The organism is Arthrobacter sp. R3-55 (assembly GCF_054161505.1).
Window position 1 is genome coordinate 29,713 of sequence record NZ_CP096423.1, and the last position, 25,171, is coordinate 54,883.

20 protein-coding genes are annotated in these 25,171 nt (G+C 63.1%); 15 read left to right on the plus strand and 5 right to left on the minus strand.

What is annotated here, in order from left to right:
• Nucleotides 1-6: 6 nt before the first annotated feature.
• Nucleotides 7-510 carry an NUDIX hydrolase gene (locus M1D51_RS00110; RefSeq protein WP_172323637.1) on the minus strand — a complete coding sequence of 168 codons (504 nt, stop codon included), beginning with the start codon at nt 508-510 and terminating at the stop codon, nt 7-9.
• Between the two features lie 196 nt (nt 511-706).
• Between M1D51_RS00110 and M1D51_RS00115 the strand changes: the two genes are divergently transcribed.
• The 5 genes from M1D51_RS00115 (at nt 707) to M1D51_RS00135 (ending at nt 6,617) form a co-directional block, all read left to right on the plus strand.
• On the plus strand, nt 707-2,173 hold the full coding sequence (locus tag M1D51_RS00115; RefSeq protein ID WP_458108051.1) for a CCA tRNA nucleotidyltransferase: 1,467 nt from the start codon (nt 707-709) through the stop codon (nt 2,171-2,173).
• Nucleotides 2,173-2,754, plus strand: coding sequence for a histidine phosphatase family protein (locus M1D51_RS00120; protein ID WP_172323634.1), 582 nt, complete (start codon nt 2,173-2,175; stop codon nt 2,752-2,754). The genes M1D51_RS00115 and M1D51_RS00120 overlap by 1 nt, the downstream gene beginning before the upstream one ends.
• Before the next feature lie 608 nt (nt 2,755-3,362).
• Entirely contained in the window at nt 3,363-3,503 is a 141-nt protein-coding gene (locus M1D51_RS00125) for a hypothetical protein (RefSeq protein ID WP_172323635.1), read from the plus strand.
• Between the two features lie 165 nt (nt 3,504-3,668).
• A complete protein-coding gene (locus M1D51_RS00130) occupies nt 3,669-5,165 on the plus strand; it encodes a glycosyltransferase family 87 protein (protein WP_458108052.1) in 1,497 nt (498 codons plus the stop codon).
• Between the two features lie 6 nt (nt 5,166-5,171).
• Entirely contained in the window at nt 5,172-6,617 is a 1,446-nt protein-coding gene (locus M1D51_RS00135; protein WP_458108053.1) for a phytoene desaturase family protein, read from the plus strand.
• A 7-nt stretch (nt 6,618-6,624) separates the two neighbouring features.
• Here the strand turns inward: M1D51_RS00135 and M1D51_RS00140 are convergent, their stop codons facing one another.
• Nucleotides 6,625-7,230: an NAD(P)-dependent oxidoreductase gene (locus M1D51_RS00140; protein ID WP_458108054.1), complete on the minus strand. Its 606-nt coding sequence runs from the start codon at nt 7,228-7,230 to the stop codon at nt 6,625-6,627.
• A gap of 83 nt (nt 7,231-7,313) precedes the next feature.
• On the opposite strand from M1D51_RS00140, the gene M1D51_RS00145 reads away from it, so the two are divergent.
• On the plus strand, nt 7,314-7,712 hold the full coding sequence (locus M1D51_RS00145) for a winged helix-turn-helix transcriptional regulator (RefSeq protein ID WP_458108055.1): 399 nt from the start codon (nt 7,314-7,316) through the stop codon (nt 7,710-7,712).
• A gap of 48 nt (nt 7,713-7,760) precedes the next feature.
• On the opposite strand, the gene M1D51_RS00150 is transcribed toward M1D51_RS00145, so the two are convergent.
• Nucleotides 7,761-8,462: an ABC transporter ATP-binding protein gene (locus M1D51_RS00150; protein ID WP_458108056.1), complete on the minus strand. Its 702-nt coding sequence runs from the start codon at nt 8,460-8,462 to the stop codon at nt 7,761-7,763.
• A 24-nt stretch (nt 8,463-8,486) separates the two neighbouring features.
• Nucleotides 8,487-9,566 carry an ABC transporter permease gene (locus M1D51_RS00155; RefSeq protein ID WP_458108057.1) on the minus strand — a complete coding sequence of 360 codons (1,080 nt, stop codon included), beginning with the start codon at nt 9,564-9,566 and terminating at the stop codon, nt 8,487-8,489.
• A 194-nt stretch (nt 9,567-9,760) separates the two neighbouring features.
• Here M1D51_RS00155 and M1D51_RS00160 point away from each other — a divergent pair, with 194 nt between their 5' ends.
• The 8 genes from M1D51_RS00160 to M1D51_RS00195 all read left to right on the plus strand — a co-directional run bounded on the left by M1D51_RS00160 (nt 9,761) and on the right by M1D51_RS00195 (nt 22,891).
• The gene (locus M1D51_RS00160) at nt 9,761-11,038 is read left to right on the plus strand and encodes a sensor histidine kinase (RefSeq protein ID WP_172323483.1); all 1,278 of its coding nucleotides are present in this window, start codon (nt 9,761-9,763) and stop codon (nt 11,036-11,038) included.
• Nucleotides 11,035-11,691: a response regulator gene (locus tag M1D51_RS00165; RefSeq protein WP_458108058.1), complete on the plus strand. Its 657-nt coding sequence runs from the start codon at nt 11,035-11,037 to the stop codon at nt 11,689-11,691. The genes M1D51_RS00160 and M1D51_RS00165 overlap by 4 nt, the downstream gene beginning before the upstream one ends.
• 91 nt (nt 11,692-11,782) lie before the next feature.
• On the plus strand, nt 11,783-15,658 hold the full coding sequence (locus M1D51_RS00170; protein WP_458108059.1) for an NPCBM/NEW2 domain-containing protein: 3,876 nt from the start codon (nt 11,783-11,785) through the stop codon (nt 15,656-15,658).
• A gap of 103 nt (nt 15,659-15,761) precedes the next feature.
• On the plus strand, nt 15,762-17,750 hold the full coding sequence (locus M1D51_RS00175; protein WP_458108060.1) for a penicillin-binding transpeptidase domain-containing protein: 1,989 nt from the start codon (nt 15,762-15,764) through the stop codon (nt 17,748-17,750).
• Nucleotides 17,751-17,781: 31 nt separating this feature from the next.
• Entirely contained in the window at nt 17,782-19,020 is a 1,239-nt protein-coding gene (locus tag M1D51_RS00180) for an FAD-dependent oxidoreductase (protein ID WP_458108061.1), read from the plus strand.
• Between the two features lie 87 nt (nt 19,021-19,107).
• The gene (locus tag M1D51_RS00185) at nt 19,108-20,790 is read left to right on the plus strand and encodes an ABC-F family ATP-binding cassette domain-containing protein (RefSeq protein WP_458108062.1); all 1,683 of its coding nucleotides are present in this window, start codon (nt 19,108-19,110) and stop codon (nt 20,788-20,790) included.
• A 149-nt stretch (nt 20,791-20,939) separates the two neighbouring features.
• On the plus strand, nt 20,940-21,707 hold the full coding sequence (locus M1D51_RS00190) for a DeoR/GlpR family DNA-binding transcription regulator (RefSeq protein ID WP_458108063.1): 768 nt from the start codon (nt 20,940-20,942) through the stop codon (nt 21,705-21,707).
• Nucleotides 21,704-22,891, plus strand: coding sequence for an MFS transporter (locus M1D51_RS00195; protein WP_458108064.1), 1,188 nt, complete (start codon nt 21,704-21,706; stop codon nt 22,889-22,891). The genes M1D51_RS00190 and M1D51_RS00195 overlap by 4 nt, the downstream gene beginning before the upstream one ends.
• On the opposite strand, the gene M1D51_RS00200 is transcribed toward M1D51_RS00195, so the two are convergent.
• A complete protein-coding gene (locus tag M1D51_RS00200; protein WP_458108065.1) occupies nt 22,836-23,540 on the minus strand; it encodes a phosphatase PAP2 family protein in 705 nt (234 codons plus the stop codon). The two genes, M1D51_RS00195 and M1D51_RS00200, sit on opposite strands and share 56 nt — an antisense overlap.
• A gap of 75 nt (nt 23,541-23,615) precedes the next feature.
• On the opposite strand from M1D51_RS00200, the gene M1D51_RS00205 reads away from it, so the two are divergent.
• Nucleotides 23,616-25,118: a phosphatase PAP2 family protein gene (locus M1D51_RS00205; protein WP_458108066.1), complete on the plus strand. Its 1,503-nt coding sequence runs from the start codon at nt 23,616-23,618 to the stop codon at nt 25,116-25,118.
• Nucleotides 25,119-25,171 lie beyond the last annotated feature (53 nt).

Sequence of the window (25,171 nt, forward strand, 5' to 3'; positions counted from 1 at the left end):
CCCGGCTCAGAGGTGATCGGGCAGCACTTCCCGTGCCAGGTCAGCGATGCGGCGTTCGTTGGGGAAGGACAATTTGCGGGCCAGTTCCTGGATGGGAACCCAGGCAGCATCAACGGCTTCCTGATCGGGATCATTCTCGATTGTCAGCTCGCCGCCGGTTGCCTGGAGGAGGAAATGGTGCACGGTCTTGTGGACGCGGTGCCCGCTCACGGTGAACCAGTAATCGATGCTGCCCAGGGGCGCCAGGATGCTGCCTTCGATGCCGGTTTCCTCGGCGATCTCACGGACAGCGGCTTCCTCGTTGTTCTCCCGGCCTTCCGGATGGCCCTTCGGCAGGCACCATTCAAGCCGGCCACCCCTATTAAGGCGGGCGATGATCGCAACCCGGAGTTCGCCGTCGGACGTGTCTACTACAACGCCACCGGCTGACACTTCCTCAACAGTGGGAAGTGAGGCCTGCACCGGGTGCTGCTGGGCGGGCGCGACGTGAGCACCGATTGCCGACGGCAACGGTGCGTTTGTCCTCCTGCCAGGAGCGCTCGGGATCGGGTTGGCCATGAGGTCCACTCTAACGACTCTTGCCCTCGAGTGATGACCGGGACATGGCCACAAGATGGACTGCAGGAGATGCTCCGCGGACACATGCCTGATTTCGCATGGAACAGTGGCCCAATGCTGAGCAAAAATCTGCCAAGCTTAAGGGACTATGGCGCACGTATTGGACAGCTCTTCAGTTAACTTCACCATCGATCCGGTGGTGCTCGACCTCGGGCAGCGCTTTGTTGATGCCGGATTCGAGCTGTCCTTGGTGGGTGGACCCGTGCGCGACCTCTTCCTGGGGAGGACGTCCCCGGACCTCGACTTCACCACCGACGCCACGCCGGACCAGACCATTGCGGTCATCAAGAAGTGGGCGGACAACTTCTGGGAAATCGGCCGTGCTTTCGGCACTATCGGTATGAAGAAGAACGGTTTCCAGATTGAAGTCACCACATACCGGGCGGAGGCTTACGACCCCGATTCGCGTAAGCCCGTGGTGGCTTTCGGCAACTCCCTGACAGACGATCTCCTGCGCCGTGATTTCACCATCAACGCCATGGCGCTGCGGTTGCCCAGCCTCGAACTTGTGGATCCATTTGGCGGCGTCCGGGACCTCCACGCGTCAGAGCTCGCCACCCCCGGGGCCCCGGAGACCTCTTTCTCCGACGATCCGCTGCGCATGATGCGCGCGGCCCGGTTTGCATCCCAGCTCGGCGTGTCGGTTCACGACGACGTCCGGCTCGCGATGTCGCAAATGGCTGACCGCATCAAGATCATCTCTGCGGAGCGCGTCCGTGAAGAGTTGGTCAAGCTCATCAACGGCGCGTACCCCCGCGTGGGTATTGACCTCCTGGTGGATACGGGCCTCGCCGAGTTCGTGTTGCCCGAAGTTTCCGCCCTGCGCCTCGAAGCCGATGAACACCACCGGCACAAGGATGTCTACCAGCACTCGCTGCAGGTCCTGGAACAGGCCGCCGCACTGGAAACGGGTCCTGACGGTCCGGTGCCCGGCCCCGACTTTGTGCTGAGGTTCGCTGCGTTGATGCACGACGTCGGCAAGCCGGCTACGCGCCGTTTTGAACCGGGCGGCGCGGTGAGCTTCCGCCATCATGACGTTGTGGGCTCCAAGCTGACGGCGAAGCGCATGAAGGCGCTCCGATTCGACAACGAATCCATCAAAGCGGTGTCCCGCCTCGTTGAGCTGCATATGCGGTTCTACGGCTACGGAGATGCCGGCTGGAGCGACTCCGCTGTCCGCCGCTACGTGACCGACGCCGGTCCCCTGCTGGAACGCCTGCACCGCCTCACCCGCTCCGACGTCACCACACGTAACCAACGCAAGGCCGACCGTCTGTCCTTCGCCTACGATGACCTTGAGCACCGCATCTCGGCGCTTCTGGAACAGGAATCATTGGCGGCAGTCCGTCCTGACCTTGATGGTGCGCAGATCATGGCACTTCTGGGGCTTAAGCCGGGTCCCGTGGTGGGGCGGGCTTACAAGTTCCTTCTGGAAGAACGGATGGAACACGGGCCGCTGTCCCCGGAGGAAGCCGAGCAGAAACTCTTGGCATGGTGGGAAGCGCAACCCGAGTCCGCCGTCGTCGAGCCGTTGACCGAAACCGAGGAGCCTTAATGAACGCTGCCATTTCCCCGCGTCCGCAACTCTGGATCCTTCGACACGGCGAGACCGAGTGGTCCAAAAGCGGCCAGTACACCGGCCTGACGGATCTTCCCCTCACTGTTGAGGGCGAGCAACAGGCTGTGGAAGCCCGCAAGGTCCTGGAAGGCATCGACTTTGACCTGGTCATGACCTCGCCACTGCGCCGCGCCCGGCGTACGGCAGAACTCGCGGGGTACCCGGAGGCCGTCCATGAGCCGCTGGCCGTGGAATGGAACTACGGCGACTACGAAGGAATCAGCTCGGACCTGATCCGGAAGGACAACCCGGACTACCTCATCTGGACCGATGGCGTACCCAACGGCGAGACCCTGGACGAAGTTGCTGCACGGGCCGACAAGATCATTGGGCGGGTCCTGGAATCCGGAATGGACAATGTCCTGATTGTTGCCCATGGTCATTTCTCCCGCATCCTGACCGCCCGTTGGCTGGAAATGGACGCCCGCGAAGGCCGGCACTTCATTCTGGGAACGGCGAAGGTCTGCACCCTCGGATGGGATAAGCGCACACCTGCAATTGTGCGTTGGGGACTCTAAAACACGAATTTTGAAAAACTTTCGGCGAATTAGCTAATTTCGCTGGTCAAACTCCTTCTTCATGGGGTAGTTTGTATCTTGTTCCCAGAGCGACCCGCCGGGAACAAGGCGCGCATTCCCTGGTTCAGTCAGCCGGGAGAATGCCACAGCAGGTCCTCGTGACCAGAAAAGGAGGTTGGGAAAAATGATTACTTTGACTAGCGGACGGAAGTTGACCGTCACTGCTGCCCCGGCCTCTGCTGATGACCGACGCCATTTTTGCTCTCTGACCCACTCCTGAACCATCCGGACCGGCCTTGCTGCCGGCGGTGTTCTTGACGGCCTCCTGTCCTTTGGATGGCTGAGTAGTCAGTTGTAGGCGCGGACCCACGCAGCATGCCGCGGGTGCGCAGTTTCCCCATAGTTCGGAACCAGCTTCTTGTTGGGTCGACTGCCGGAAGCACGCGCAATTGTGCACGACGATTCGGGTTTCTCCGTTTCGGTCCGCTTATCCCCTTTATTATCCTCGGCTCTTTATGCCCTTTTAGGCCTTGATTTCTCTCGAATTCACTTGGCTCTAATTGTTGTGCCTAAATTCCGAACAATTTGTTGTGGAAAGGAGGTGAACCATGCGAAAACGCCCCGAAGACCTGCGTTTCTACAAGAGCAGCGATGCTCCCAAGGACCGCACCCTGTTCAACGGTCAGCTGCTCGACCAGCGCCGTGAAGACGTCTACGTCGTCCTGCACCAGATGGGACTCATCCGTTGATGTCCTTCAGCCAGCCCCGAAGGAGTTCAGGTGCCACACATTCATGCTGAACCTCAAGGAGCCCACGCGGCTACGCGTGGGCTCCCCCCTTTTAAGCGCCACGCTAGTGATGCCGCCATGATGGGTGTGATGCTGCGGGCCAAGGGGTGACTGTAAGCTCGATCCATGCAGGAGACGAAGCCGCACCGGCCGCAAAAACGTGCCCGCTTTGTGGTTCCGAGCCGTAGCGACTCCCTGCTTCGGAACTTCACGGAGCTCATTGGCGGCCCGCTGGGGAAGCACTCGTCTCCGGGAAGAGTCTCCTCCGGACCGTTCACGGTTGAACGGGTCCTCATTGTCCTGACCGTGCTGGCCGCGCTGCTGGCCGTTCTTGCCAAGGAGTATTGCCGCGTCAATGGATGGCAGACGCCGGGGCAGTTCTACGCCACGTGTTACTCCGACTTCCCTGAGCTCTTCAAAAACCGTGGCCTCGGTGATGGCGTCTTCCCCTTCTTCACCCAGGGAAGCCTGTTCGAATACCCCGTCCTCATGGGCATCATTGCGGGCATCACCGCCTTGGTGGTGCCAGGACAAGGAGTGGGCAGCGAACGCATCCTGGGGTACTTCGACATCAACGCCACACTCATTGTGGCCGTCTGGATCGTCACGGTTCTCCTGACCGCCCGGATCAACAAGCGGCGCCCGTGGGATGCCGCCATGGTGGCGGTGGCGCCCGGGATCATCCTTGCCAGCTTCATCAACTGGGATATGTGGGCCGTGGGCTTGCTCGCCCTGGGAATGTACTTCTTCTCACGGGACAAGTTGATCCTGGCCGGAGTGTGCATCGGGCTTGGAACGGCCACCAAGTTGTACCCCGTCCTGATCCTCGGCGCCGTGCTGGTCCTTGCGCTGCGATCCGGGAAGCTGCGGACGTTCTTCATCACTGCCGGAGCCGCACTGGGATCGTGGCTGGCCGTGAACCTGCCCATCGCAGCAATGAACCCCTCCGGCTGGCGCTACTTCTTCGAGTTCACCCAGGAACGCCCCGCCGGCTACAGCTCACCGTGGTTTGCCTACAACCTGGTGGCAGACCGGGTCCAGTGGACCCAGATGAATGCGGCCACCATCAACTCGCTGGCGTTCTACCTGTTTATCCTGGCCTGCGCGCTGATCGGTGCTTTGGCATTGTGCGCGCCGCGGCGACCCCGAATCGCCCAACTGGTGTTCCTCATAGTTGCCGCGTTCATCCTCACCAACAAGGTCTACTCACCACAGTTTGTTATCTGGCTCATCCCGCTGCTTGCTTTGGCCCGGCCCCGGTGGCGCGATTTCCTCATCTGGCAGGCAGCCGAAGGATTGCACTGGGCGGCCATCTGGATGTACCTGGGCCAGGCAACCAGTGGTGGCTCAGTCCAACACAACATCGACATGTCCTACTACGTCCTGGCTGTCGGCCTGCACATGGTGGCCACGGCCTACCTGATGGCCCGGGTGGTGATGGAGATCTGGGATCCTGCCCAGGACCCGCTGCGCATCCACGGCGAGGACGACCCCCATGGCGGACCCTTTGACGGAGCCCGGGACTGGTTGAGAATTGATCTCTTCCGACCTTCACGGTCCCTGTTGCCTTGGCGCGCCGCCCACAATGTTCCCGAATCCCGGAAGCCCAGCGAACGGAGGTAAACAGCAATGGGTGATGTCGCCGTCGTCGGAGCCGGTCCCAACGGACTGGCAGCCGCAGTAGTCATGGCACGCGCAGGCCTGAACGTCCAACTGTATGAGGCCGCTGAGGCCATTGGAGGCGGTTCGCGCACCAGCCAGCTGATGGAACCGGGCTATCTCTACGATGTCTGCTCCGCTGTCCATCCCATGGCACTTGCGTCGCCGTTCTTCCGTGCCTTTGAACTTTCCCGGCGTGTGGAGCTGCGGATTCCCGAGGTCCAGCATGGCACTCCTCTGGATTCCGGCGGCGCTGCCCTGGCGTACCAGTCCTTGGAGCGGACCGCGCTGGAACTCGGCGTTGACGGTGATGCTTACCGGCGGCTCCTGGGGCCATTGGTGAAGCGGGCGAACGGCGTGGTGGACTTTACCTCCAACCAGCTGTTGCGTCTTCCAAAGGACCCCTTGGCGGCTGTCATGTTCGGGCTGGCCACGTTGGACCAAGGGACGCCGTTGTGGAACCGCCGTTTCCAGGAATCGGCTGCTCCTGCGCTGTTGACGGGCGTCATGTCGCACGCCCTTGGTTCACAGCCATCCCTTAGTTCAACGGGTGCCGGGCTCTTGCTCAGTATCCTGGCCCATGCTGACGGCTGGGCGATACCGGTGGGCGGTTCCATGTCCATCGCCAAGGCCATGGTAGACGATCTGATCGAACATGGTGGACGCATCCACGTGGGAGAACGCGTCAACTCCCTGGATCAGATCCGCCCCGCGAAGGCCATCCTGCTGGATGTCGCTCCACCAACGCTGGCACGGCTGGGCGGCGCCGAAGTCCCGGACCGCTACCGGCGGGCGCTGGAAACATTCCGGTTCGGGAATGCAGCGTGCAAAGTGGACTTCATCCTTTCAGCGCCGGTCCCTTGGCTTGATGCCGGACTGGCGAAGGCAGGAACGGTCCATGTAGGTGGATCGCGACTGGCCATGGCTGAGTCAGAGAACTTGGTGGATATGGGAAAGCACCCCACCGAGCCCTACGTCCTGGTGTCCCAACCGTCGGTGGTGGATTCAACCCGGGCTCCCGAGGGCAAGCATGTCCTGTGGTCCTATTGCCATGTGCCCGCGAATTCCACGGTGGACATGGCGGAAGCCGTCACAGCCCGCATAGAAAGGTACGCCCCGGGGTTCAGGGACGTAGTGGTCGCTTCACAAACGACGACGGCGGCGGAACTGTCTGCTTACAACGAGAACTATGTTGGGGGCGACTTCAGCGCCGGGCTGCTGGACCTCCGCGGCCTGGTGCAGCGGCCGGTTGTCTCCAACGTGCCGTGGAGGACACCTATGCCAGGGGTGTATCTCTGCTCATCGTCCACTCCTCCCGGCCCCGGTGTCACAGGAATGCCCGGGTACCACGCAGCCAAACATGCCCTCAACGACATCTTCGGAATGCAGGTACCCGGGCTCGCCCTGGGGCTGTAGGCAGGGGCTAGTTCGCTGCCGTGAAGCGCGCGCGGCGGTAAGCCGGGGTTTCGATCTCGTCCAGCATGGCTACGGCGTAGTCCTGCGTGGAGATGATGTTGCCGGCGGGTGAGTCCTTGGCCACGGTGTATTCGCCGGTGCGTTCGCCGGGCTGGATCACCGGGGCGGGGGCAAGCACGGTCCAGTCCACGGATTCCGGGGTCTGCTTGACGGCTTCGAGGGCCTTGGCTGCTGTGGTGGCCTCAGCCTTGTAGGCCTCCGGGAAGTCCGGGGAATCAAGCAAGCGGACACCATCAATTTCCAGGGTGCCGGCACCGCCCACGATCATGAGGCGCGTTCCTTCTGCGTTGCTGTAGGCAGACACCATGGCGTCGAGCCATTCGCCATGGTCGCCGCCGGTGCGGCTGGGACCCGTCGCCAGCACAACGACGTCGTGCTCTTTTGCAATGGAGGCAAACGCCTGGCTGTCAGCCAGGTCCGCGGCCTGTGCGGCAGCGCCGGGAACTTCTGCGCCCTTGCGGGAGATGGCGGTGACCTGGTGGCCGCGGGTGATGGACTCGTTGACGATCTGGCTGCCGACCATGCCCGTTGCGCCGTAAACTGCGATTTTCATAGCTCTCCTTGGGGTTGGTATCCTTGCAATAAGAAAACAGTATCTATTTGATACTGATAGCTTCAAAGGAACTGAGTTACCTCGTGGATACTAATGACCTGGCCGGGAATGTCCTGGACCCGAACTGCCCCTCGCGGGTGGTCTTCCAGCGCATCGGCGACAAATGGGCATCACTGGTGATCCAGGTACTCGGCGACGGCCCCGTCCGCTTTTCCGAGTTGCGCAAGATGGTAAACGTGGTCACGCCAAAGGTTCTGACGCAAACCCTGCGTGCACTGGAACGTGACGGCCTGATTACCCGGACCGTCTACGCGCAGGTGCCGCCACGGGTGGACTATGAGCTGACGGACTTGGGCAAGTCCTTGCTGCAGCCGCTTACCCTGTTGCGTCGCTGGGCCGAGAGCCATGTGCCCACCATCCTTGAAGCGCGGGATGCCTACGACGATGCCCAGGACGAAGCCCTCCTCGGCTCGCCCAACTGAGTAACAGTTCTTGCTGCAATGAGGCCCCATTGGGACGTTTACTGTCATCTAGTTGGGCTGGGCGGACGGGACCAAAGCGGGGCTGATGCGTCCGTCGCGCATGGTGGCCACCGCGTCCGTGATGGGCAGGAACTCGGTGTCATGGGTGACCATGACAGTGGCCGTGGAGAACTCATCCGTCACTTGCCTCAGCAGCCGGACGATCGATTCGCTCCGTTCGTGATCCAATGCCGCCGTTGGTTCGTCCACCAGCAGGACACTGGGACTGCCCATGAGGGCCCGGGCAATATTCACCCTCTGACGTTGCCCACCGGACAATTGATGTGGCCTCTTGGACCCGGCCGCGGACAGACCCACAACGTCCAAAAGATCCTCGGCCTTGCGACGGGCCTCCTTCAGCGACTTGCCGCGAAGGTGCTCACGGATCACTAACTGCTCGACGGCGGTCAGCGCGGGAAGCAGGTTGGGTTGCTGGAAGATGATGCCTACCTTGTCGCGGCGCAGTGCTGTGCGTTGGGCATCGGTGAGGACTGAAACGTCCTGCCCATCAATCACCACCGTTCCCGAAGATGCTTTGACCAGGGTGGCCGCGACAGCGAGCAAGGACGATTTACCTGATCCGGACGGACCCACCAGGGAGAGGAACTCACGCCTGCGGACCGGGAGATTCACTGCGTCCAAGGCTTTCAGGATGGAGCCGCCATCGGGGTACTCCAAGGAAACATTGACGAGGTTCAGGGCAAGGGACATGGTTTATTCCTTTCAAGGAATGTATTAGTTGCCGCCGAGGGCGAGCAGCGGATCAACGGAAGTGACCTTGCGGACTGCCAAAACAGCGCCGGCCAGTCCCAGCAGCACCACCCCTGCCACCGGGAGCAGTGTTGTCAGCGGGGTGATCAGGAAAGGAGCCGCCTGGGCCGCAAAAACCCCTGCCACCAGGCCAATGGCTCCACCCAAGGCCGCCCCGGTGGCCAAGACAATTGCGGCCTGGGCCAAGGCATCCTTGAGGATGTACGCGGATGATCCGCCCAGGGCTTTGAGTACGGCGATATCGCGGGTTCGCTGCACGGTCCAGACGGTCAGGAAGGCAACAATCACCAGAGCAGAGATGCCGTAGAGAAATGCCTGCATGAGCATAAGTGAGCCGTTCTCACTCTTGTACGAGGACAAGGCCTGGAAAGAGCCCACTGGATCAGTGCTGACCGTCCCGGCCGCCGCGTTGGCGGCGTCGACGTCCAAGGAGGATCCGGCGTCGTGCGTGATGGCCAGAACGGTAGCTGTACCGGGTTCCGCATGGGCGATGGTGCGCCAGGACTCAAGGGTGGTCCAGATGACCCCGGTGTGCGAATACCACTGGTCCTCCACAACATCGGCCACCCTAAGCTCTGCGCTGCCCACACGGACGCGGCTCCCTTTGGAGAGGGAGAGATCTTTGGCAAGGGTTTCACCGATCACTACGGTCCCTTCCTCCACAGCCGATGGAGCGGGTGCACCGCCAAACACAGCGACGTTCGCCGTTCCGTTCGGGGCGCCGGCGCTGTCCAAGGACTGGAACCGGGTTTGGCTGATTCCCATGGCCTGGGCCGACGTGACACCGGGCTGTTCGCGCCACGTGGCGAGCTGCGCTGCGGAAACTTCGGACTCGGTATAGGAAGCTTTGGGCTCTCCGCCGGCGGGGGCGCCAAAGACGATCTGTTGCGCGGGAATCGCCGCAATGGCTGACGTGGACTGGTTGCCCAAGCCCGCCGTCAGCCCGGAAAGCATCACGAGCAGCAAGGTGATCAAGGCGACCACGCTGCCCATGAGCGCAAAGCGGCCCTTGGCAAAACGGAGGTCGCGGATGGCGAGAAACATCAGAATCCTTTGCTTGTTGCGGGCTTGATCCCGGCATAAACAACTCTTCCGCCGACGGACCCGCTGCACATCGGGAGCCGGATGGATTGACTGCCGACGACGGGTTGAGGGGACGATCATCCGAATGGTTGATTCCGGTGTCACGGCGAGGAAACCGGGCTACGCGAGTAAATGCCGGGGCTACGCTGGGAGGCATGCAGTCCACCGGCGCCGCCACCATCCTCCGCGTGCTGCGCGTATGCCTGCACGTGGGCTTTGCGGTGCTGTTGCTGGTGGCGGTTGTCCGTTTGCTGACAGGTGTGGGAACGGCCGATGCACCTTCACCGTTGGCTGTTGCCTCAGGCCTGGGGCTATCGGTGTTGCTGGCCTTGGTGTATCTCGCAGGGACCATCCTGGAGAAGCGCCACGCGGGCGGCGCTTCCCGTTTCGACCCCACGCCGTATGCGCGCTGGTGGCTGGTGGCGGTGATGCTGCTCTGGCTGCTGCTCCTGCTGGTCAGCGGCGACTTCGCTTGGGTTGCCTTCCCCCTGTTCTTCCTGCAGCTTCACCTGCTCCCCCGGCGTCTTGCCCTTCCTGCCATTGCGCTGAGCACGGCGCTGCTGGTGGGTGCCTTGTGGTTCCACAGCAGGGAATCGGCCGACGGCGGCTTGCAGCTCGCCATGGTGCTGGGGCCGGTGTTCGGGGCTGTCTTTGCCGTGGTGACCGGGCTCGCCTATCGGGCCCTGTTCCTCGAAGCCGAGAACCAGCGAACCGTTGCCGATGACCTCCGGCGGACGCGCGCGGAGCTGGCGCAAACACAGCACGACGCCGGCATGTTGGCTGAGCGTGAACGGCTGGCCCGCGAAATCCACGACACCTTGGCCCAGGGATTCTCCAGCATCGTCCTCATGGGCAGGTCTGCTGAAAAAGCCCTCGATGACGGAGACACGCTGGTAGCCAGAGAGCGGCTGAAGATGGTGCAGGACACCGCATCCGGCAATCTCGCCGAGGCCCGGAGCTTCGTCAGGGGCCTGAGATCGCCGGACCTGGAGCAGTCCGGCTTGGTGGACACGTTGCGCAGGCTCTGCGAAAAGACCGAGACCGAAGCCGCCGCCAGGGGAACTGCCCTCCGATGCCGCTTCGAGCTGGTGGGGACGCCGGTTGAGTTGCCCAGCGCATACCAGACCACCCTGCTCAGGGCCGCCCAGGCTTCCCTCGCAAACGTGTGGGCGCACGCCCACGCCCGTGCCGCCGTCGTGACCTTGTCCTTTCCCGGTACTGAGGTGATGTTGGACGTTTTCGACGACGGCGTAGGTTTTGAGCCGTCGACGGCGGCCGGTACAGCGCGTGGCGACGGCACCGGCGTCGGACTGATGAGTTTGCGGGAACGGCTGGCCGCGCTGGATGGAAACCTGGAGATTGAGTCGGCACCGGGTGAAGGAACGGTGGTGGCCGTCAGGGTCCCGTTGCCGGCGGATGAAGGTGCTTCGTGAGTGAAATCAGGATTTTGTTGGTGGATGACCATCCGGTGGTGAGGGCGGGCCTCCGGGCCATGCTCGCTGACTTTCCGGGCGTCACGGTGGTTGCCGAAGCATCCGATGGCGATGCGGCGCTGGCTGAGTTGGGCAAGCTCCACGCACTCGGTGAACCGGTGGACCTGGTGCTCATGGACCTGCAGATGGGCAGTGGCATGGACGGGGTCACGGCCACTGGGAAGATCAAGGCGGGCGAGGCCGGAGCTCCCCCGCCGCCGGTGCTGATCCTGACCACGTACGACACCGACGCCGACATCCTTGCGGCAGTGGAAGCGGGTGCAAGCGGCTACATGTTGAAGGACGCTCCGCCCGAGCAGATCCGGCAGGCTGTGCTGTCTGCGGCTGCCGGTCAGACTGCGCTGGCACCTGAAGTTGCTGCACGTCTTATGGGCCGCATCCGTAATCCCGCTCCCGTGTTGAGTGCCCGGGAAGTCCAGCTCCTGGAGCTATTGGCCACGGGGATGAGCAACCGTGCCATGGCCAGGCAGCTCTTCATTTCCGAGGCCACGGTCAAGACGCACTTGGTGCATATCTACTCGAAGCTCGGGGTGGATAACCGCACGGCCGCCATCGCCGTCGCGACGCAGCGCAGGATCATCCGCGGGCACTGAGTCCCGGGCGGTTAATTTTGGTGAAACGGTTGACCTTTGGCCCATTTGCAGTGACGATTAGTGCACGTTTCGCTATGAGTTAGATCACTAAATGTCACTCGTCGAAAGTTGGCCCCACATGTCCGCACCCTCCTTGGGTCTGTCCGGAGCTGCGCCCAACAGCTTCGGATACATCAGAAAACGTTCGTTGGCCAGGAAGGCAGCCTCTCTTGGCCTTGCCTCGCTGCTCCTCGCCGGAACCATCCCCGCACTCACCTTCGCCGCGACTGCCACTGCGGCTCCGGGCGACCCGGCCGCCGTCAAAGCCGTCACCCCGGAAGTACCTGTTGACGCTTCCGGAGTACCCCTCGGCGCGGTGACGGGCTTTACCCAGTCCAGCAACGTCGTCGACATATCCGCCGGGAAAGGTGTCATCCGGGTCACCTTCCTGGACGAGGACAATTTCCGCTTGGAAGCCGATCCCAGTGGAACGTTCACTGATCCCGCCAACACTGATCAGGGCGACCCTGCCAGGACAGCCAACATTGTGGTGGGCAAAGACAAGTTTCCCGGCACCACCCCGGCAGTTACCGACGGTGACTGGCTGGTGCTCAAGACCGCCAAGATCAGTGTGGAGATCAACAAGGCCACCACCCAGCTCCGTGTCCTCAGGGCTGACGGGTCGGTGGTTCTCCAGGAGTCCGCGCCCATCACCTTCGGTGCCAACTCCGCCACGCAGCACCTTGCACAGCAGGACGGCGAACAGTTTATTGGCGGCGGCATGCAGAACGGCCGATCAGTCCACACCGGCGCACTGATCAACATCGCCAAGAACTTCGACTGGGACGATGACGGCTACCCCAACGCCGTGCCGTACTACATGTCCTCCAAGGGCTACGGCGTCCTCCGCGATACGTTCGCCCGCGGCTCCTACAACTTCGGCGGCCAGCCAACCACAACGCATGAGGAAAAGCGCTTTGACGCCTACTACTTCGTGGGCGACTACAAGGAGTCCCTGGGCGCCTACACCACCCTGACCGGCAAACCGATGATGCCACCGGTATACGCGCTGGAATACGGCGATGCTGACTGCTACAACCGCTCCAACCCGGGCTATTCATCCTCCGGATACGGCGACCCCGACGGCGCCAAGCAGCGCACGCCGGACGCCATCAAAACCGCGCGGAAGTTCGTTGAGAACGACATGCCCGCAGGCTGGATGCTGGTCAACGACGGCTACGGCTGCGAATACCAGCAGCTTCCGGAAACAGTGGCCAACATTGAGGAAGAAACCGATCTCAAAGTTGGCCTGTGGACGCAGCGCTCCCTGACCAACCAGGAGTACGAAGTCGGCGAAGCCGGGGTCCGGCTGCGCAAGCTGGACGTCGCGTGGGTGGGCCAAGGCTACCGCCAGGCGCTCACCGGCTGCGAGGCCGCGCACAGCGGAATCGAGCAGTACTCGGATGCGCGGGGCACCTCGCTGATGGTCGAAGGCTGGGCTGGTTCCCAGCGCTGCGGCATGCAGTGGACGGGCGACCATTCAGGAAACCTCGACGCCGTTCGCTGGCAGGTCTCGGCCCTCACCGGAGCGGGCAACTCGGGTTTGGCATTCACCACCGGTGACGTTGATGGCATCTTTGGTGGCTCAGCAGAGTCTTACGTCCGCGACCTTCAGTGGAAGGCCTTCGCGCCTGCGCTGTACTCCATGTCCGGCTGGGCAGCTACGGACAAGCGGCCGTGGCTCTACGGTGACGAGGCCACGGCAATCAACCGCCAGTACCTGCAGCTCCGCCAGCAACTCATGCCGTTCATCTACACGTTGGCCCAGGAATCCTCCACCACCGGCGTTTCCATGATGCGTTCCATGGCCCTTGAGTTCCCTGACCAGGAGTGGTCCTACGGCGCCGAGGCGAACAACCAGTTCATGCTCGGCTCTGATTTCCTGGTGGCTCCGGTCTTTACCCAGACCGATGTCCGCAACGGAATCTTCCTACCTGCAGGCCAACAGTGGGTGGACTACTGGACGGGCAAGCTCTACCAGGGCGGCCAGATCCTCAACGGCTACAACGCACCACTGGACAAGCTTCCGGTGTTCGTCCGTGCCGGTGCTGTCATCCCGGAAGGAATTGTTGCGCGCAATGCTTCCTTGGTTCCCGAGGATTCCATGATCACGTTGGATGTCTACGCCAAGGGGCAGGACACATTCACGCTCTACGAAGACGACAAAGTCACCCGCGAATTCAAGGATGGCAAATCCTCCAGCCAGGTCTTCACCGTAGATGCTCCAGGGACGGGCAACAGCAGCGTGAAGGTCTCCATCGGTGAGCGAAAGGGTGATTACACCGGCAAAGCCCCAGCCCGTCCCTACGAGCTGAAGGTCCATGCAGGCGCAGCTCCCAAGGACGTGAAGATTGGCGGTACCAAGCTCGCCCAACACTCCACGCAGGCCGCTTACGCCGCAGCAACCACGGGTTGGTTCTTCGATGAAGCCAACAACGGCACCGTCCGGGTCAAAACAGGATCCATCGCTTCCAACCAGTCGGCTACCGTGCAGCTTCAGCAGGCGGGCCCGCTGGGTGGCAAGAGCCAGGAAGATACTGCAGCTGAAGTCCGGGTGACCACCGGCGGGCAAGTCTTCCAGGACCAGGAAACCACGGTCACTGCGGAATTCGTGAACACCGGAACCAAGGCCAAAACGAACGTCGTCCTGACGCCGGTGCTGCCCGAGGGTTGGACCGTGGTCTCATCCTCCGGAGCCACAGCAGCCACTGTGGAAGGCGGTGCCACAGCAACTGCCACATTCGTCATCAAGCCGGGAACCAGCGCAAAGGCGGGCCAACAGACGGTGCGGGTCTCGGCGTCGTACACTGCTTCCGGAAGCACCCAAACGCTGACCGGCGGCAACCAGATCTACGTCGCCTACGGTTCCTTGGCAGCGGCTTACAACACCGTTTCCGTCACCACCGTGGCGGGCAAAGCACTCGGAAACTTCGACGGCGGAGGGGCCACCTTCGCGGCCGAGCAACTGGCTGCCGCTACGGTTCCTGCCGGCGGTGTCCGCCCGGGCAGCAAGGTAACAGTAGACGCAGGAAAACCGACCCAGGTGGACTACACCTGGCCGGCAGTAGGGCCGGACGTTCCCAACTCCGTGGCACTCTCGGGGCAAACCATCGCCGTTCAGGGGAAGGGCACGCACTTGGCTGTCCTCGGATCCGCAGCAGTGGGAAACGGCACCAGTCCAACGCTGACCCTGACATATGCCGATGGAAGCATGGAGAAACAGTCCATCTTCTTCCCCAACTGGTTGCAGCCCTCCGTGCTGAACGGCGCGGTCGTGGCCGTATCCGAGCAGGGCCGCAACAACGCCAACGGGCCGTCACCGGAATACACGCAATACAAGTACCAGGCGTTCTCCAATACTGTCCGGTTGAACCCCACCAAGGAGCTGGCATCGGTGACTTTGCCAACTGACACCCGGGTGAAGTTCTTCGATTGGAAAGTGGCCTCGCAACCCTTGCCGGCCGTTCCGGTCGGCTCTGTGTACGCCTCCGAAACCCCGTGGGTCCAAGCCCTGAACGGCTATGGAGTGATCGGGAAGAACGTGGCCAACAAGGATTCGGCGTCGTCCCCGGACAAGCCGCTGGCCATCAATTACACGGACCCCGCAACAGGGCAGCAGCCCGTATTCGCCAAGGGCCTGGGGGTTCACGCTGCCTCGAAGATCACGTATTACCTGGGAGGAAAGTGTTCGTCCTTCACCTCACAGGTGGGTCTTGAGAGCGGTTTCGGCGGCAACATCATCTTCAAGGTCAATGCCGATGGCGTGAACAAGTACCAGTCGCGGACGTACACCCCCGGGTTCGCTCCCGAATCGGTATCCGTGGACCTGACGGGCGTGGCTTACGTGGAACTGGTGGTTGACCCATCCGGTTCCATCAACGGCGCACACGGGGTCTGGGGTGATGCCAAGTTCACGTGCGCTCCATAGCGTGATGTCCCAGGCAGCCGTCGCGTGCCGTCCCACGTTGGGGTGGCGCGACGGCTGTCCGCTTCCCGGGCACAACAAGAAACTGTCAGGGGAACGGGGCATAATGTCGCAAATGGGGAAACTGAAAATGCAGCAGGGTTTTGTTCTTGGCCTCGTGGCGCTGGTGACGGCTGGTTCACTGGCCGCGTGCGATGACGGCCGCGCCGGTGCGGAGGGTGCTGCCAAGCAGCTTGCCTCCTCCCTGTCAGCGCTCGACGTCGGATCGATTGCCGTTGAGGGCAAGGACGCTGCCGCGGCCAACGATGAACTGAAGGCCGTGTTCGCAGGCCTGGACGCCAACCCCTCGGTTGCTTCCGGGGACGTAAAACTCGACGGCGACACCGCCACTTTTCCCCTTAACTACAGCTGGAACATCGGCTCTGCCAAGTGGGAATACAGCTCCGAGGCCACGCTGAAGAAATCCGGCGACAAATGGGCTGTCCAGTGGAGCCCGGCGTTGCTGGCACCGGAGCTTTCCGAAGGCGAAACGTTGTCCGTCAAGACGGTTCCCGCACAGCGCGGCCAGATCCTGGGCGCCGGGGATGCCCCGATTGTCGAGGACCGGCCCGTGTTCCGGGTGGGCATCGACAAAACCAAGGTTCCCGCTGAACAAGCTGACGCCTCGGCTCGCGCCATGGCGGCGCTGCTCGGCGTGGATGCCGAAGAGTATGCCAAGCAAGTTGCAGCCTCCGGCCCGCAGGCCTTCGTGGAGGGCCTCGTCCTCCGTGCCTACACCGCCGAGATCACCGAGGCCAGGATCAAGGCCATTCCCGGTGGCGTCAGCATCCTGGACTCCATGGCCCTGGCCCCCACAAGGACCTTTGCCCGGGCCCTGCTGGGCAGTGTTGGACAAGCCAGCGCAGAACAGATCGAGAAATCCAACGGTGCCTTGCGCCCCGGAGACACCACCGGAACCGGCGGCCTGCAGCAGAAGTACGACGCCTTGCTGCGTGGCAAGGACGGCGTGGAAGTGGTGGCCACCCCGGCTGAGAAAGCCGAGGGTGAAACCCCCGGCACCAAGGTGTTCTTCTCATCCCTTCCCGCTCCCGGCACCACCCTTAAGACCACCCTTGACCTGAAGCTTCAGCAGTTGGCCGAGCAAACGCTGGCGGGAATCGAGCCGGCGTCAGCCATTGTGGCCCTCAGGCCCTCTACCGGCGCCGTTCTCGCCGCAGCATCCGGACCGGGAAGCAACGGCTACAACACTGCGCTCCTGGGCCAGTACGCACCCGGTTCCACGTTCAAAATTGTTGACTCGTTGGCGATGTTCCGCAACGGCGCCACCCCGGACTCCAAGGTGGAATGCCCCTCAACGCTGACCGTGGACGGCCGCACCTTCAAGAATGCCGAGGGCTATCCCGAAACCTCGCTCGGCTCCGTCGCTTTGCGGGACGCGTTTGCACACTCCTGCAACACTGCCTTCATCAATGCCCGCGAAACTGTCAGCCAGGATCAGCTCGAATCAGCGGCACAGGCTTTGGGCGTGGCCGTGGAAGCCCCCAAGCTGGGCGCCGACGCGTTCCTCGGTTCTGTTCCCGGCGCCGCTGAAGGCACGGAACACGCTGCGTCCATGATCGGCCAGGGCAAAGTCCTCTTCTCGCCGCTCTCGGCAGCCATCATGGCCGCTTCCGTGGCCAAGGGGGCCCCGGTTTCACCGCAGCTCGTGCTGAACGCCGACGCCGCGCAGGACCCCGGCGCCACTGCTGCCCCCACGGAAAGCGGCTCCGCGCCGTCGTCGTCCGCCTCTACTACGGCAACCGCTGCGCCTGCCTCCACCCAGCCCATTACCCAGGCAGAGGCCGCCTCCCTGGCCGACATGATGCGTGCCGTGGTGACGTCGGGACATGCGGGGTTCCTGGCTGAGGTTCCAGGCGCTCCGGTAGGCGCAAAGACGGGTACCGCGGAATTCGGCAACGAGAACCCGCCCAAGACCCACGCCTGGATTGTTGCGACGCACGGAGACCTGGCCGTGGCAGTGTTTGTTGAAGAGGGCGGGCTGGGTGCCACCACCAGCGGGCCGTTGCTGAAGTCGTTCCTCACCGCGGCAGGCTGAATCGGAGGCTGATCATGGCAGCAGATACCCAGTGTGTAGTGGCGGGCGGAGGGCCCGCTGGAATAGTCCTGGGACTGTTGCTTGCCCGCGCCGGCGTGAAGGTCACCGTGTTGGAGAAGCACGCGACTTCCTGCGCGATTTCCGGGGCGATACTGTGCACGCCTCGACGATCCGCCTCCTGGACGAGCTGGGCCTGGGTGCGGGTTTTCGAGCCCTTCCCCAGAGCAAATTGGGCAACTTCCGCCTACCCGCTGGAGCAGGCGATTCCGTGGTCCTCGCCGATTTTGGGCGACTCAAGGCCCCGTACAACTATGTGGCAATGGTCCCGCAATGGGATCTGCTGAACTTCCTGGTGGAAGCGGCACGCGAGGAACCAACGTTCACCCTGCTGATGAATACCGAAGCAACTGACCTGTTGACGGATGCTTCGGGCGCGGTAGTTGGAGTGAGGTATGGAACCCGTGATCCGCAGACAGGTGCGCTGGTGGGACACGGGGAGCTGCGGGCTCCTCTGACGGTGGCCTGCGACGGGCGCGGTTCAGTCCTCCGCAAAAAGGCCGGCCTGGTGCCGCGGGAGTTCCCTGTGCCGTTTGATACGTGGTGGTTCAGGATCCCGCGAAATCCAAGCGAGGACGAACCGGTGGCCTCCATTGCACCCCGCTTCGGCAGCTCGGACGTCCTGCTGAGCTTGACCCGTAAGGATTATCACCAGATCGCGTACCTGGCAGCTAAGGGCTCGGATCCCCAACTGCGGGCTGAAGGTGTGGAAGCGTTCCGAGGCAAGGTAGCCCGTTTGCGGCCGGACTTCGCTGACCGGGTGGACACCATCGGGTCCATGGACGATCTCCACCTCTTGGACGTGAAACTCAACAGGTTGTCACGGTGGCACAAGCCAGGGCTCCTGCTCATTGGGGATGCCGCCCACGCAATGTCCCCTGCCGGCGGGGTGGGAATCAACCTTGCGGTGCAGGATGCGGTGGCCGCGGCGCGGGTGCTGGCCTCGCCGTTGCTGAGGGAAACGCTCGACGACGGCCACCTCGCCGCTGTCCAGAAGCGGCGTTGGCTTCCCACGGTGTTGATCCAGTCCTTCCAACGGGTGCTGCACCGGGTGGTGTTCGCGCAGGTCATGGCGGGTAAGCAGCCGAAACCTCCCAAGCCGCTGCTTTTTGTGGTGGGCAACTTCCCATGGTTCGGGAAGCTTCCCGCCCGAATGATCGCCTTCGGCCCTCGCCCCGAGCATGCGCCGGAGTTTGCCCGGAGGAAACCCTAGCCGTGCTGGAGCCCCCCGGCGTCCGGCGTCGAGCGCTGCCAGCGGGCGCCGTCGAGCATTAATACCTTGCCGTGGGAGGATTGAAACGTGGCCCATATTGACGTTTCCGGCATCGACTACTTCCTCTCCGACGGCACCCAGCTGCTCAACGGCGTGACCTTCAAGGTCCCCGACGGCACTAAGACTGCGCTGATTGGCCCGAACGGAACCGGTAAGACCACTCTGTTCAAGATCATCTCCGGCGACCTCACTCCGGACGAAGGCGTTGTGGGCCGTTCAGGCAACATGGGCATCATGCGCCAGTTTGTTGGCCAGGTCCGGGACGAATCAACCGTCCGCGACCTCCTGGTTTCCACTGCCCAGGCCGGCCTCGCAGCTGCCGCCAAGGCCGTTGAGGACGCAGAGCTGGCCATGATGGAGCACGACGACGAGCCCACCCAGATGAAGTATGCCCAGGCGATCGTGGACTGGGGAGATGCCGGCGGGTACGACGTCGAGACCGTCTGGGACGAAGTGTGCATGGCTGCCTTGGGGATTTCCTTCGACAAAGCCCAATTTCGCCGCGCTTCAACGCTGTCCGGTGGCGAGCAGAAGCGTCTGGTGCTCGAAGCCCTGTTTGCCGGCCCGGACGAGCTCCTGCTCCTCGACGAACCGGACAACTACCTTGACGTCCCCGGCAAGCGTTGGCTGGAGGGCAAGCTCAACGAGTCAAAGAAGACAGTGCTGTTCATCAGCCACGACCGTGAACTGCTCAATAACGCCGCCGGCCGCATCGTCACGCTCGAGCCCGGCATCAACGGCGCCTCCGCCTGGATCCACGGCGGAGGCTTCGGATCCTACGTCGAGGCACGTGCGGACCGTAACACCCGGTTCGAGGAACTCCGCAAGCGCTGGGACGAGGAGCACGTGAAGCTCAAAGAACTCGTCAATATGTACAAGAACAAAGCTGCGTTCCGTTCCGATATGGCCAACCGGTACCAAGCTGCGCAAACCCGCCTCGCCAAGTTCCTGGAGGCCGGCCCGCCCGAGGCATTGCCGATCGAGCAGAACGTGAAGATGCGGCTCAAGGGCGGGCGCACAGCCAAACGCGCAGTCGTGGCCGAAAAGCTCGAACTGACCGGACTCATGAAGCCGTTCTCCACGGAGATCTGGTTCGGGGACCGCGTGGGCGTGCTTGGATCCAACGGCTCGGGCAAGAGCCACTTCCTGCGGCTCCTTGCCACCGGTGGCACCGATCCGGAGCGTGAGCACTTGCCCGTGTCCGACGTCGTTATTGCTGAAGTGCCGCACGAAGGAACCGTGAAGCTGGGCGCCCGCATCCGGCCCGGGTTCTTCGCGCAGACCCATGTCCGGCCTGATCTGCTGGGCAGGACACTGCTGGAGATCCTGCATCGCGGTGATGAGCACCGTTCCGGACTCGCCCGCGAAGCCGCGGCCGGTGCCCTGGATTCGTACGGCTTGGCTGGTCAGTCCGAGCAGAAGTACGAGTCCTTGTCCGGTGGCCAACAGGCCCGCTTCCAGATCCTGCTGCTGCAGCTTTCCGGTGCCACCCTGTTGTTGCTGGACGAGCCAACCGACAACCTGGACCTGCACTCCGGTGAGGCCTTGGAGCGTGCCATCGACTCTTTCGAAGGTACCGTCCTTGCGGTCACGCACGACCGTTGGTTCGCCAAGTCCTTTGACCGGTTCATGATCTTCGGCTCCGACGGCAAGGTGTACGAATCCGAGGAACCTGTGTGGGATGAGAAGCGCGTAGAGCGCGCCCGCTGACGCTCTGGCACATCCCGTTGGTCTTCCGCGAACGCTCTTGCACCTGCTGCAAGAGCGTTTCGCTTTAAGCCATGGGATGTGAGAGAGGATCGGATGCGCAGATGATCACCTAGGGTGATTAAATGCGCAAAGCTTGTTACGGTTGAAGCATGGGAACTGCTGACCGACACCGGCTCATTGGCGAGCTGCTGCGCACCCGCGAACAAGCCACCGTGGATGAACTGGTGGACGCCACGGGGGCCTCGGGCGCAACCATCCGCCGCGACCTGGAGATCCTCGCAGCCAACGGAGTTCTCAAGCGCATCCATGGTGGTGCGCGCAGCCTGCTGGCGCGTGGAGACAACCCGGGTTATGGCCAACGGGAACTGGAAGACCACGAAGCCAAAACACGCATCGCCGCTGCCGTTGACAGCCTCCTCAAGGACCGCGAGCACGTGTGGCTGGACAGCGGATCCACCGCCACGGAGATCGCGCGCCGGCTGGGAACACGGGAACTTACCGTGATGCCCATGTCGCTTCACGGCGTTGAAGCCCTGACGCGCACCAAGGACGGCCGGGCACCCCAGCTCATCCTCCCCGGCGGCAGCCTCATCCCCGGCGAGCAGTCTTTCCGGGGCCCCATGACCGAAGCCAACATCCGCTCGCTCAGGTTCGACACCGCCGTCGTGACCCCCTGCGCACTGAACCTCAAAGACGGCCTGCTGGCCCACGACCTTGACGACGCGGCGGTGAAACGCGCCGGCCTGGAATCGGCGGCGCGAGTGATTGTGGCCTCCGCGGGCAGCAAATGGAATGCCAGTGCGGTGGCTTTGGTTGCCGCAATGGACGCCGTGGACGTCATTGTGACCGACCAAAAACCGTCCCCCGAAGATCTTGCCCGGCTCAACAAACTCTCCGTGGAAGTTGTGATTGCATGACCACCAGCACCAGAAGCACCACCAACGTCGACGCCGCTGCGGTGGCGACGTTCCTGATCTTCGGCATGAATGGGTTGGTCTTTGCCAGCTGGGCCGCACGCATTCCGGCAGTCACGGAGGCACTCAGCCTCACCTCCGGCCAGATGGGCACCCTGCTGCTCTGCACCGCCGTCGGGTCTTTGCTGGCGTTGCCGTCGGCGGGTTGGGTAGTAGGCAGGATCGGAACCGCCAATACGGTCCGAGTGGCAGGCATCGTGGCGGGAGCCGCGGGCGCGGCGATCGCCTTCTCACTGATGGCCGCCTCCGTCCCGGCCACGGCCATTGCCTTGTTCTTCTTCGGCATCGGAATCGGTCTGTGGGATGTGGCCCAGAACATTGAGGGCGCAGACGTGGAGCACCGGCTCAAGCGCACCATCATGCCGCAGTTCCATGCAGCGTTCTCCGGTGGAGCTTTCCTGGGTGCCTTGATTGGCGCCGGTCTCTCGCAGCTGGGCGTAGGCCTCCCGGAGCATCTGTTGGTCATTGCTGCCATTGCCGTGGCGCTGGCCCTGACGGTCCCCCGCTTCTTCCTGCCGCATGAGGCAGCAGAAGTTCACGACGACGGCGCTCCGGTTGCGAAGGGGCCCTCGGCATGGCGGGATGGCAGGACGCTGCTGATCGGCGTCGTGGTCCTCGGAGCAACCCTCACCGAAGGCGCCGGCAACGACTGGATCGCGAAGGCGGCCGTGGACGGCCTCGGGGCCTCTGAATCAACCGGTGCGCTGCTGTTCGCGCTCTTCGTCCTGGCGATGACCATCATGAGGTTCCTGGGCGGCAAGGCAATTGATACCTTTGGCCGCGTGGCCGTCCTGCGGGCCAGCATGGCAGCAGCCGCAGCCGGCCTGGCGCTGTTTGTCTTCGCCGGCAACGTGATCCTTGCCGGTGTTGGTGCGGCCTTGTGGGGTATCGGCGCCGCGCTGGCCTTCCCCATGGGCATGTCAGCGGCAGCGGATGACCCCAAGCATGCCGCCGCCCGGGTATCGGTGGTTTCCACCATCGGCTACGTCGCCTTCCTTGCGGGACCACCCCTCCTGGGTTATTTGGGCGACCACACGGGCATCCACCTGGCTTTGCTGGCCATCGGCGCGCCTATTCTGCTGGCTCTCCTGCTTGCAGGCGTCGCGAAGCCCTTGCCGCCCAAATAGTCTGGCCGCCAGCCCGTTCATTCTCTTTGATGCATATGTTCCGGAAGCGCCACCAGAAGAGCAGCACGATGCCGGCAGCCAGGCAGGCGCCGCCGAGGACATCGCTGAGCCAGTGGGCTGAAAGATAGGTGCGGCTGATCATCATGGCAATGACACCAAGGGCGGCCAGCAGCGTCATCCACCAGCGCCCGACGAGGATGGCCAGCACCAGGAGGAACGCAGTGGTGGCCGATACATGCCCGGAGGGGTATGAGCCGGTATCGCTCAGGACCCGGGCCCCTTGGGGTCGGTCCCGGCCCACCACTGCCTTGGCCAGCTGGGTCATCGCCAAGGCTGTCACCCCGGAGGTCGCTGCGAAGACGGCCCCCATGGGTCGTTGCCAAGCCAGGAGCGCGAGGGCGAGCACCACATGGAATACCAGGATCCCGGCATAGCCGGCCCAGTTGAGTACCGCGTTAACCCCATCCCAGAAGGGTGAGTGCAGAGTGAACGTCAAGGCCTGCCACGTGGTGTCGACGCTGTTGAACGCAGGTTCGCCCTGTCCGGCAAGGATCATGATGCCCGGCACCGTGAAGGCGCACAGAAGCAGCACGCCCGGGAGAACCAGCTGCCACCCGGGCTGTTGACGCGGAAGCAGGACACGAATCATCCATTCATCGTAGCCACGGCGGCTGGAAGACGTGGGCAGCCCCTGGCCGGGGTGCGCAGGCATTACTGTGAAGTAATGCGAGGCTTCGTGGCCAAGGGCCCCAAACGAGTTGCGAGATTCGACCACTTCCTGGTCCGGGTTGTCTCCCGGCAGCCCCAAGGAGACCACGATGCCTTCTTCCGGCGGCTCTCATCCGCAGCCACCAAAGGAAAGCTCTGGTTCGGGATTGCCGGTGTCATGGCCACATTCCCCGGGAAGCCGCGCAGGGCAGCCCTCCACGGACTCCTTGCCCTTGGCGTCGCGTCGGGCGTCACCAACCTCATTTTCAAGAAAGCGCTCCCCAGGACCCGCCCGCTGCCGGAGCACCTTCCGATTTTCCGCTTTGTGAATCCGCAACCCACCAGTTCTTCCATGCCCTCCGGCCATTCTGCCTCTGCGGTGGCATTCGCCGTGGGGGCGGGGATGGTTTCGCCGGCACTCGGCGCGGTACTGGCACCCATTGCGGCAGGCGTTGCCTATTCCCGCGTTCATACAGGAGCCCACTGGCCTTCGGATGTCGTGTTCGGTTCAGCCCTGGGAGCGGGTGCAGCTTTGCTGACGCGCACCTGGTGGCCGGCAAGGCCTCCCGAACCAGCGCCTCGTCGCACCCCTGGCGAGGCACCGGCAATCGCCGACGGCGAGGGGCTAAGTATCGCCGTCAACGTCCTGGGTGGGTCCTACTCCCCCGAAACAGGCGAGCTCCTCCGAGTGATATTCCCTAAGGCGTATATACGGGAAATCGAAGAGGGAGACGATGTCGCTTTCGAAATCGAGGCAGCCGCCACCCGTCCCGGCACCGTTGCGCTGGGCGTGTGGGGCGGTGACGGAACGGTTGGCACAGCCGCCGCTGCCGCCGTCGAGCATTCACTGCCGCTCCTGGTGCTGCCGGGCGGTACCCTCAACCACTTCGCCCGCGACGTGGGCACCAGTTCGATCGACGACGCCATTGAGGCGGTGACCAAGGGCCAGGCGGCCTTGGTGGACCTGGGGCATGTAGTAGTGCAGCGCGGGCTGCCCGAGACTCCGGAAACCACCGAATTGGCCATGTTGAACACCGCCAGCGTTGGGGTGTATCCCAACCTGGTCCGCAGGCGGGAGCGGCTCCAGCCGGCAATGGGCAAGCCTATGGCCAGCGTGGTGGCATCCTTGCGGACCTTCGGCGTCAACTCGCCCACCACCCTGATGGTTGATGGGGTGAAGCACAAACTCTGGATCCTGTACATGGGCCGGGGCAGGTTCTATCCCAGCGACCATGCGCCGCTGCGCAGGCCTGTCCTCGATGATGGTGTCTTTGACCTCCGCATGATCACCGCGGACGAACCTTTCGCCCGGGCGCGGTTGCTGTGGGCCGTGGTGACGGGCACTGTGGCGGCCTCCAGGGTTACGCACTTGACCGAGGCCACCACCATCACCGTGGAGGCTGTGGGGCAGCCCTTGGTCCTGGCGGTGGACGGCGAACCAAAGCCGGGAGTCCGCAGTGCCACGTTCAGGGTGAAGCCGCGCGAACTGCGCGTGTATTCGCCGCTGCCGGCAGGCTGACCTAGTGCCGGCATGCGGGAATTGACCTGCTGCGGGTCATCCGCGAGGACTAC

Bases quoted from the DNA above. Each gene is read 5' to 3' on its own strand.
- M1D51_RS00175 (WP_458108060.1), top strand. From the start codon at position 15,762: ATGTCGCAAATGGGGAAACTGAAAATGCAGCAGGGTTTTGTTCTTGGC.
- M1D51_RS00130 (WP_458108052.1), top strand. From the start codon at position 3,669: ATGCAGGAGACGAAGCCGCACCGGCCGCAAAAACGTGCCCGCTTTGTG.
- M1D51_RS00155 (WP_458108057.1), bottom strand. From the start codon at position 9,566: ATGTTTCTCGCCATCCGCGACCTCCGTTTTGCCAAGGGCCGCTTTGCG.
- M1D51_RS00120 (WP_172323634.1), top strand. From the start codon at position 2,173: ATGAACGCTGCCATTTCCCCGCGTCCGCAACTCTGGATCCTTCGACAC.
- M1D51_RS00115 (WP_458108051.1), top strand. From the start codon at position 707: ATGGCGCACGTATTGGACAGCTCTTCAGTTAACTTCACCATCGATCCG.
- M1D51_RS00160 (WP_172323483.1), top strand. From the start codon at position 9,761: ATGCAGTCCACCGGCGCCGCCACCATCCTCCGCGTGCTGCGCGTATGC.
- M1D51_RS00200 (WP_458108065.1), bottom strand. From the start codon at position 23,540: ATGATTCGTGTCCTGCTTCCGCGTCAACAGCCCGGGTGGCAGCTGGTT.
- M1D51_RS00140 (WP_458108054.1), bottom strand. From the start codon at position 7,230: ATGAAAATCGCAGTTTACGGCGCAACGGGCATGGTCGGCAGCCAGATC.
- M1D51_RS00195 (WP_458108064.1), top strand. From the start codon at position 21,704: ATGACCACCAGCACCAGAAGCACCACCAACGTCGACGCCGCTGCGGTG.
- M1D51_RS00135 (WP_458108053.1), top strand. From the start codon at position 5,172: ATGGGTGATGTCGCCGTCGTCGGAGCCGGTCCCAACGGACTGGCAGCC.
- M1D51_RS00150 (WP_458108056.1), bottom strand. From the start codon at position 8,462: ATGTCCCTTGCCCTGAACCTCGTCAATGTTTCCTTGGAGTACCCCGAT.
- M1D51_RS00190 (WP_458108063.1), top strand. From the start codon at position 20,940: ATGGGAACTGCTGACCGACACCGGCTCATTGGCGAGCTGCTGCGCACC.
- M1D51_RS00170 (WP_458108059.1), top strand. From the start codon at position 11,783: ATGTCACTCGTCGAAAGTTGGCCCCACATGTCCGCACCCTCCTTGGGT.
- M1D51_RS00125 (WP_172323635.1), top strand. From the start codon at position 3,363: ATGCGAAAACGCCCCGAAGACCTGCGTTTCTACAAGAGCAGCGATGCT.
- M1D51_RS00205 (WP_458108066.1), top strand. From the start codon at position 23,616: ATGCGAGGCTTCGTGGCCAAGGGCCCCAAACGAGTTGCGAGATTCGAC.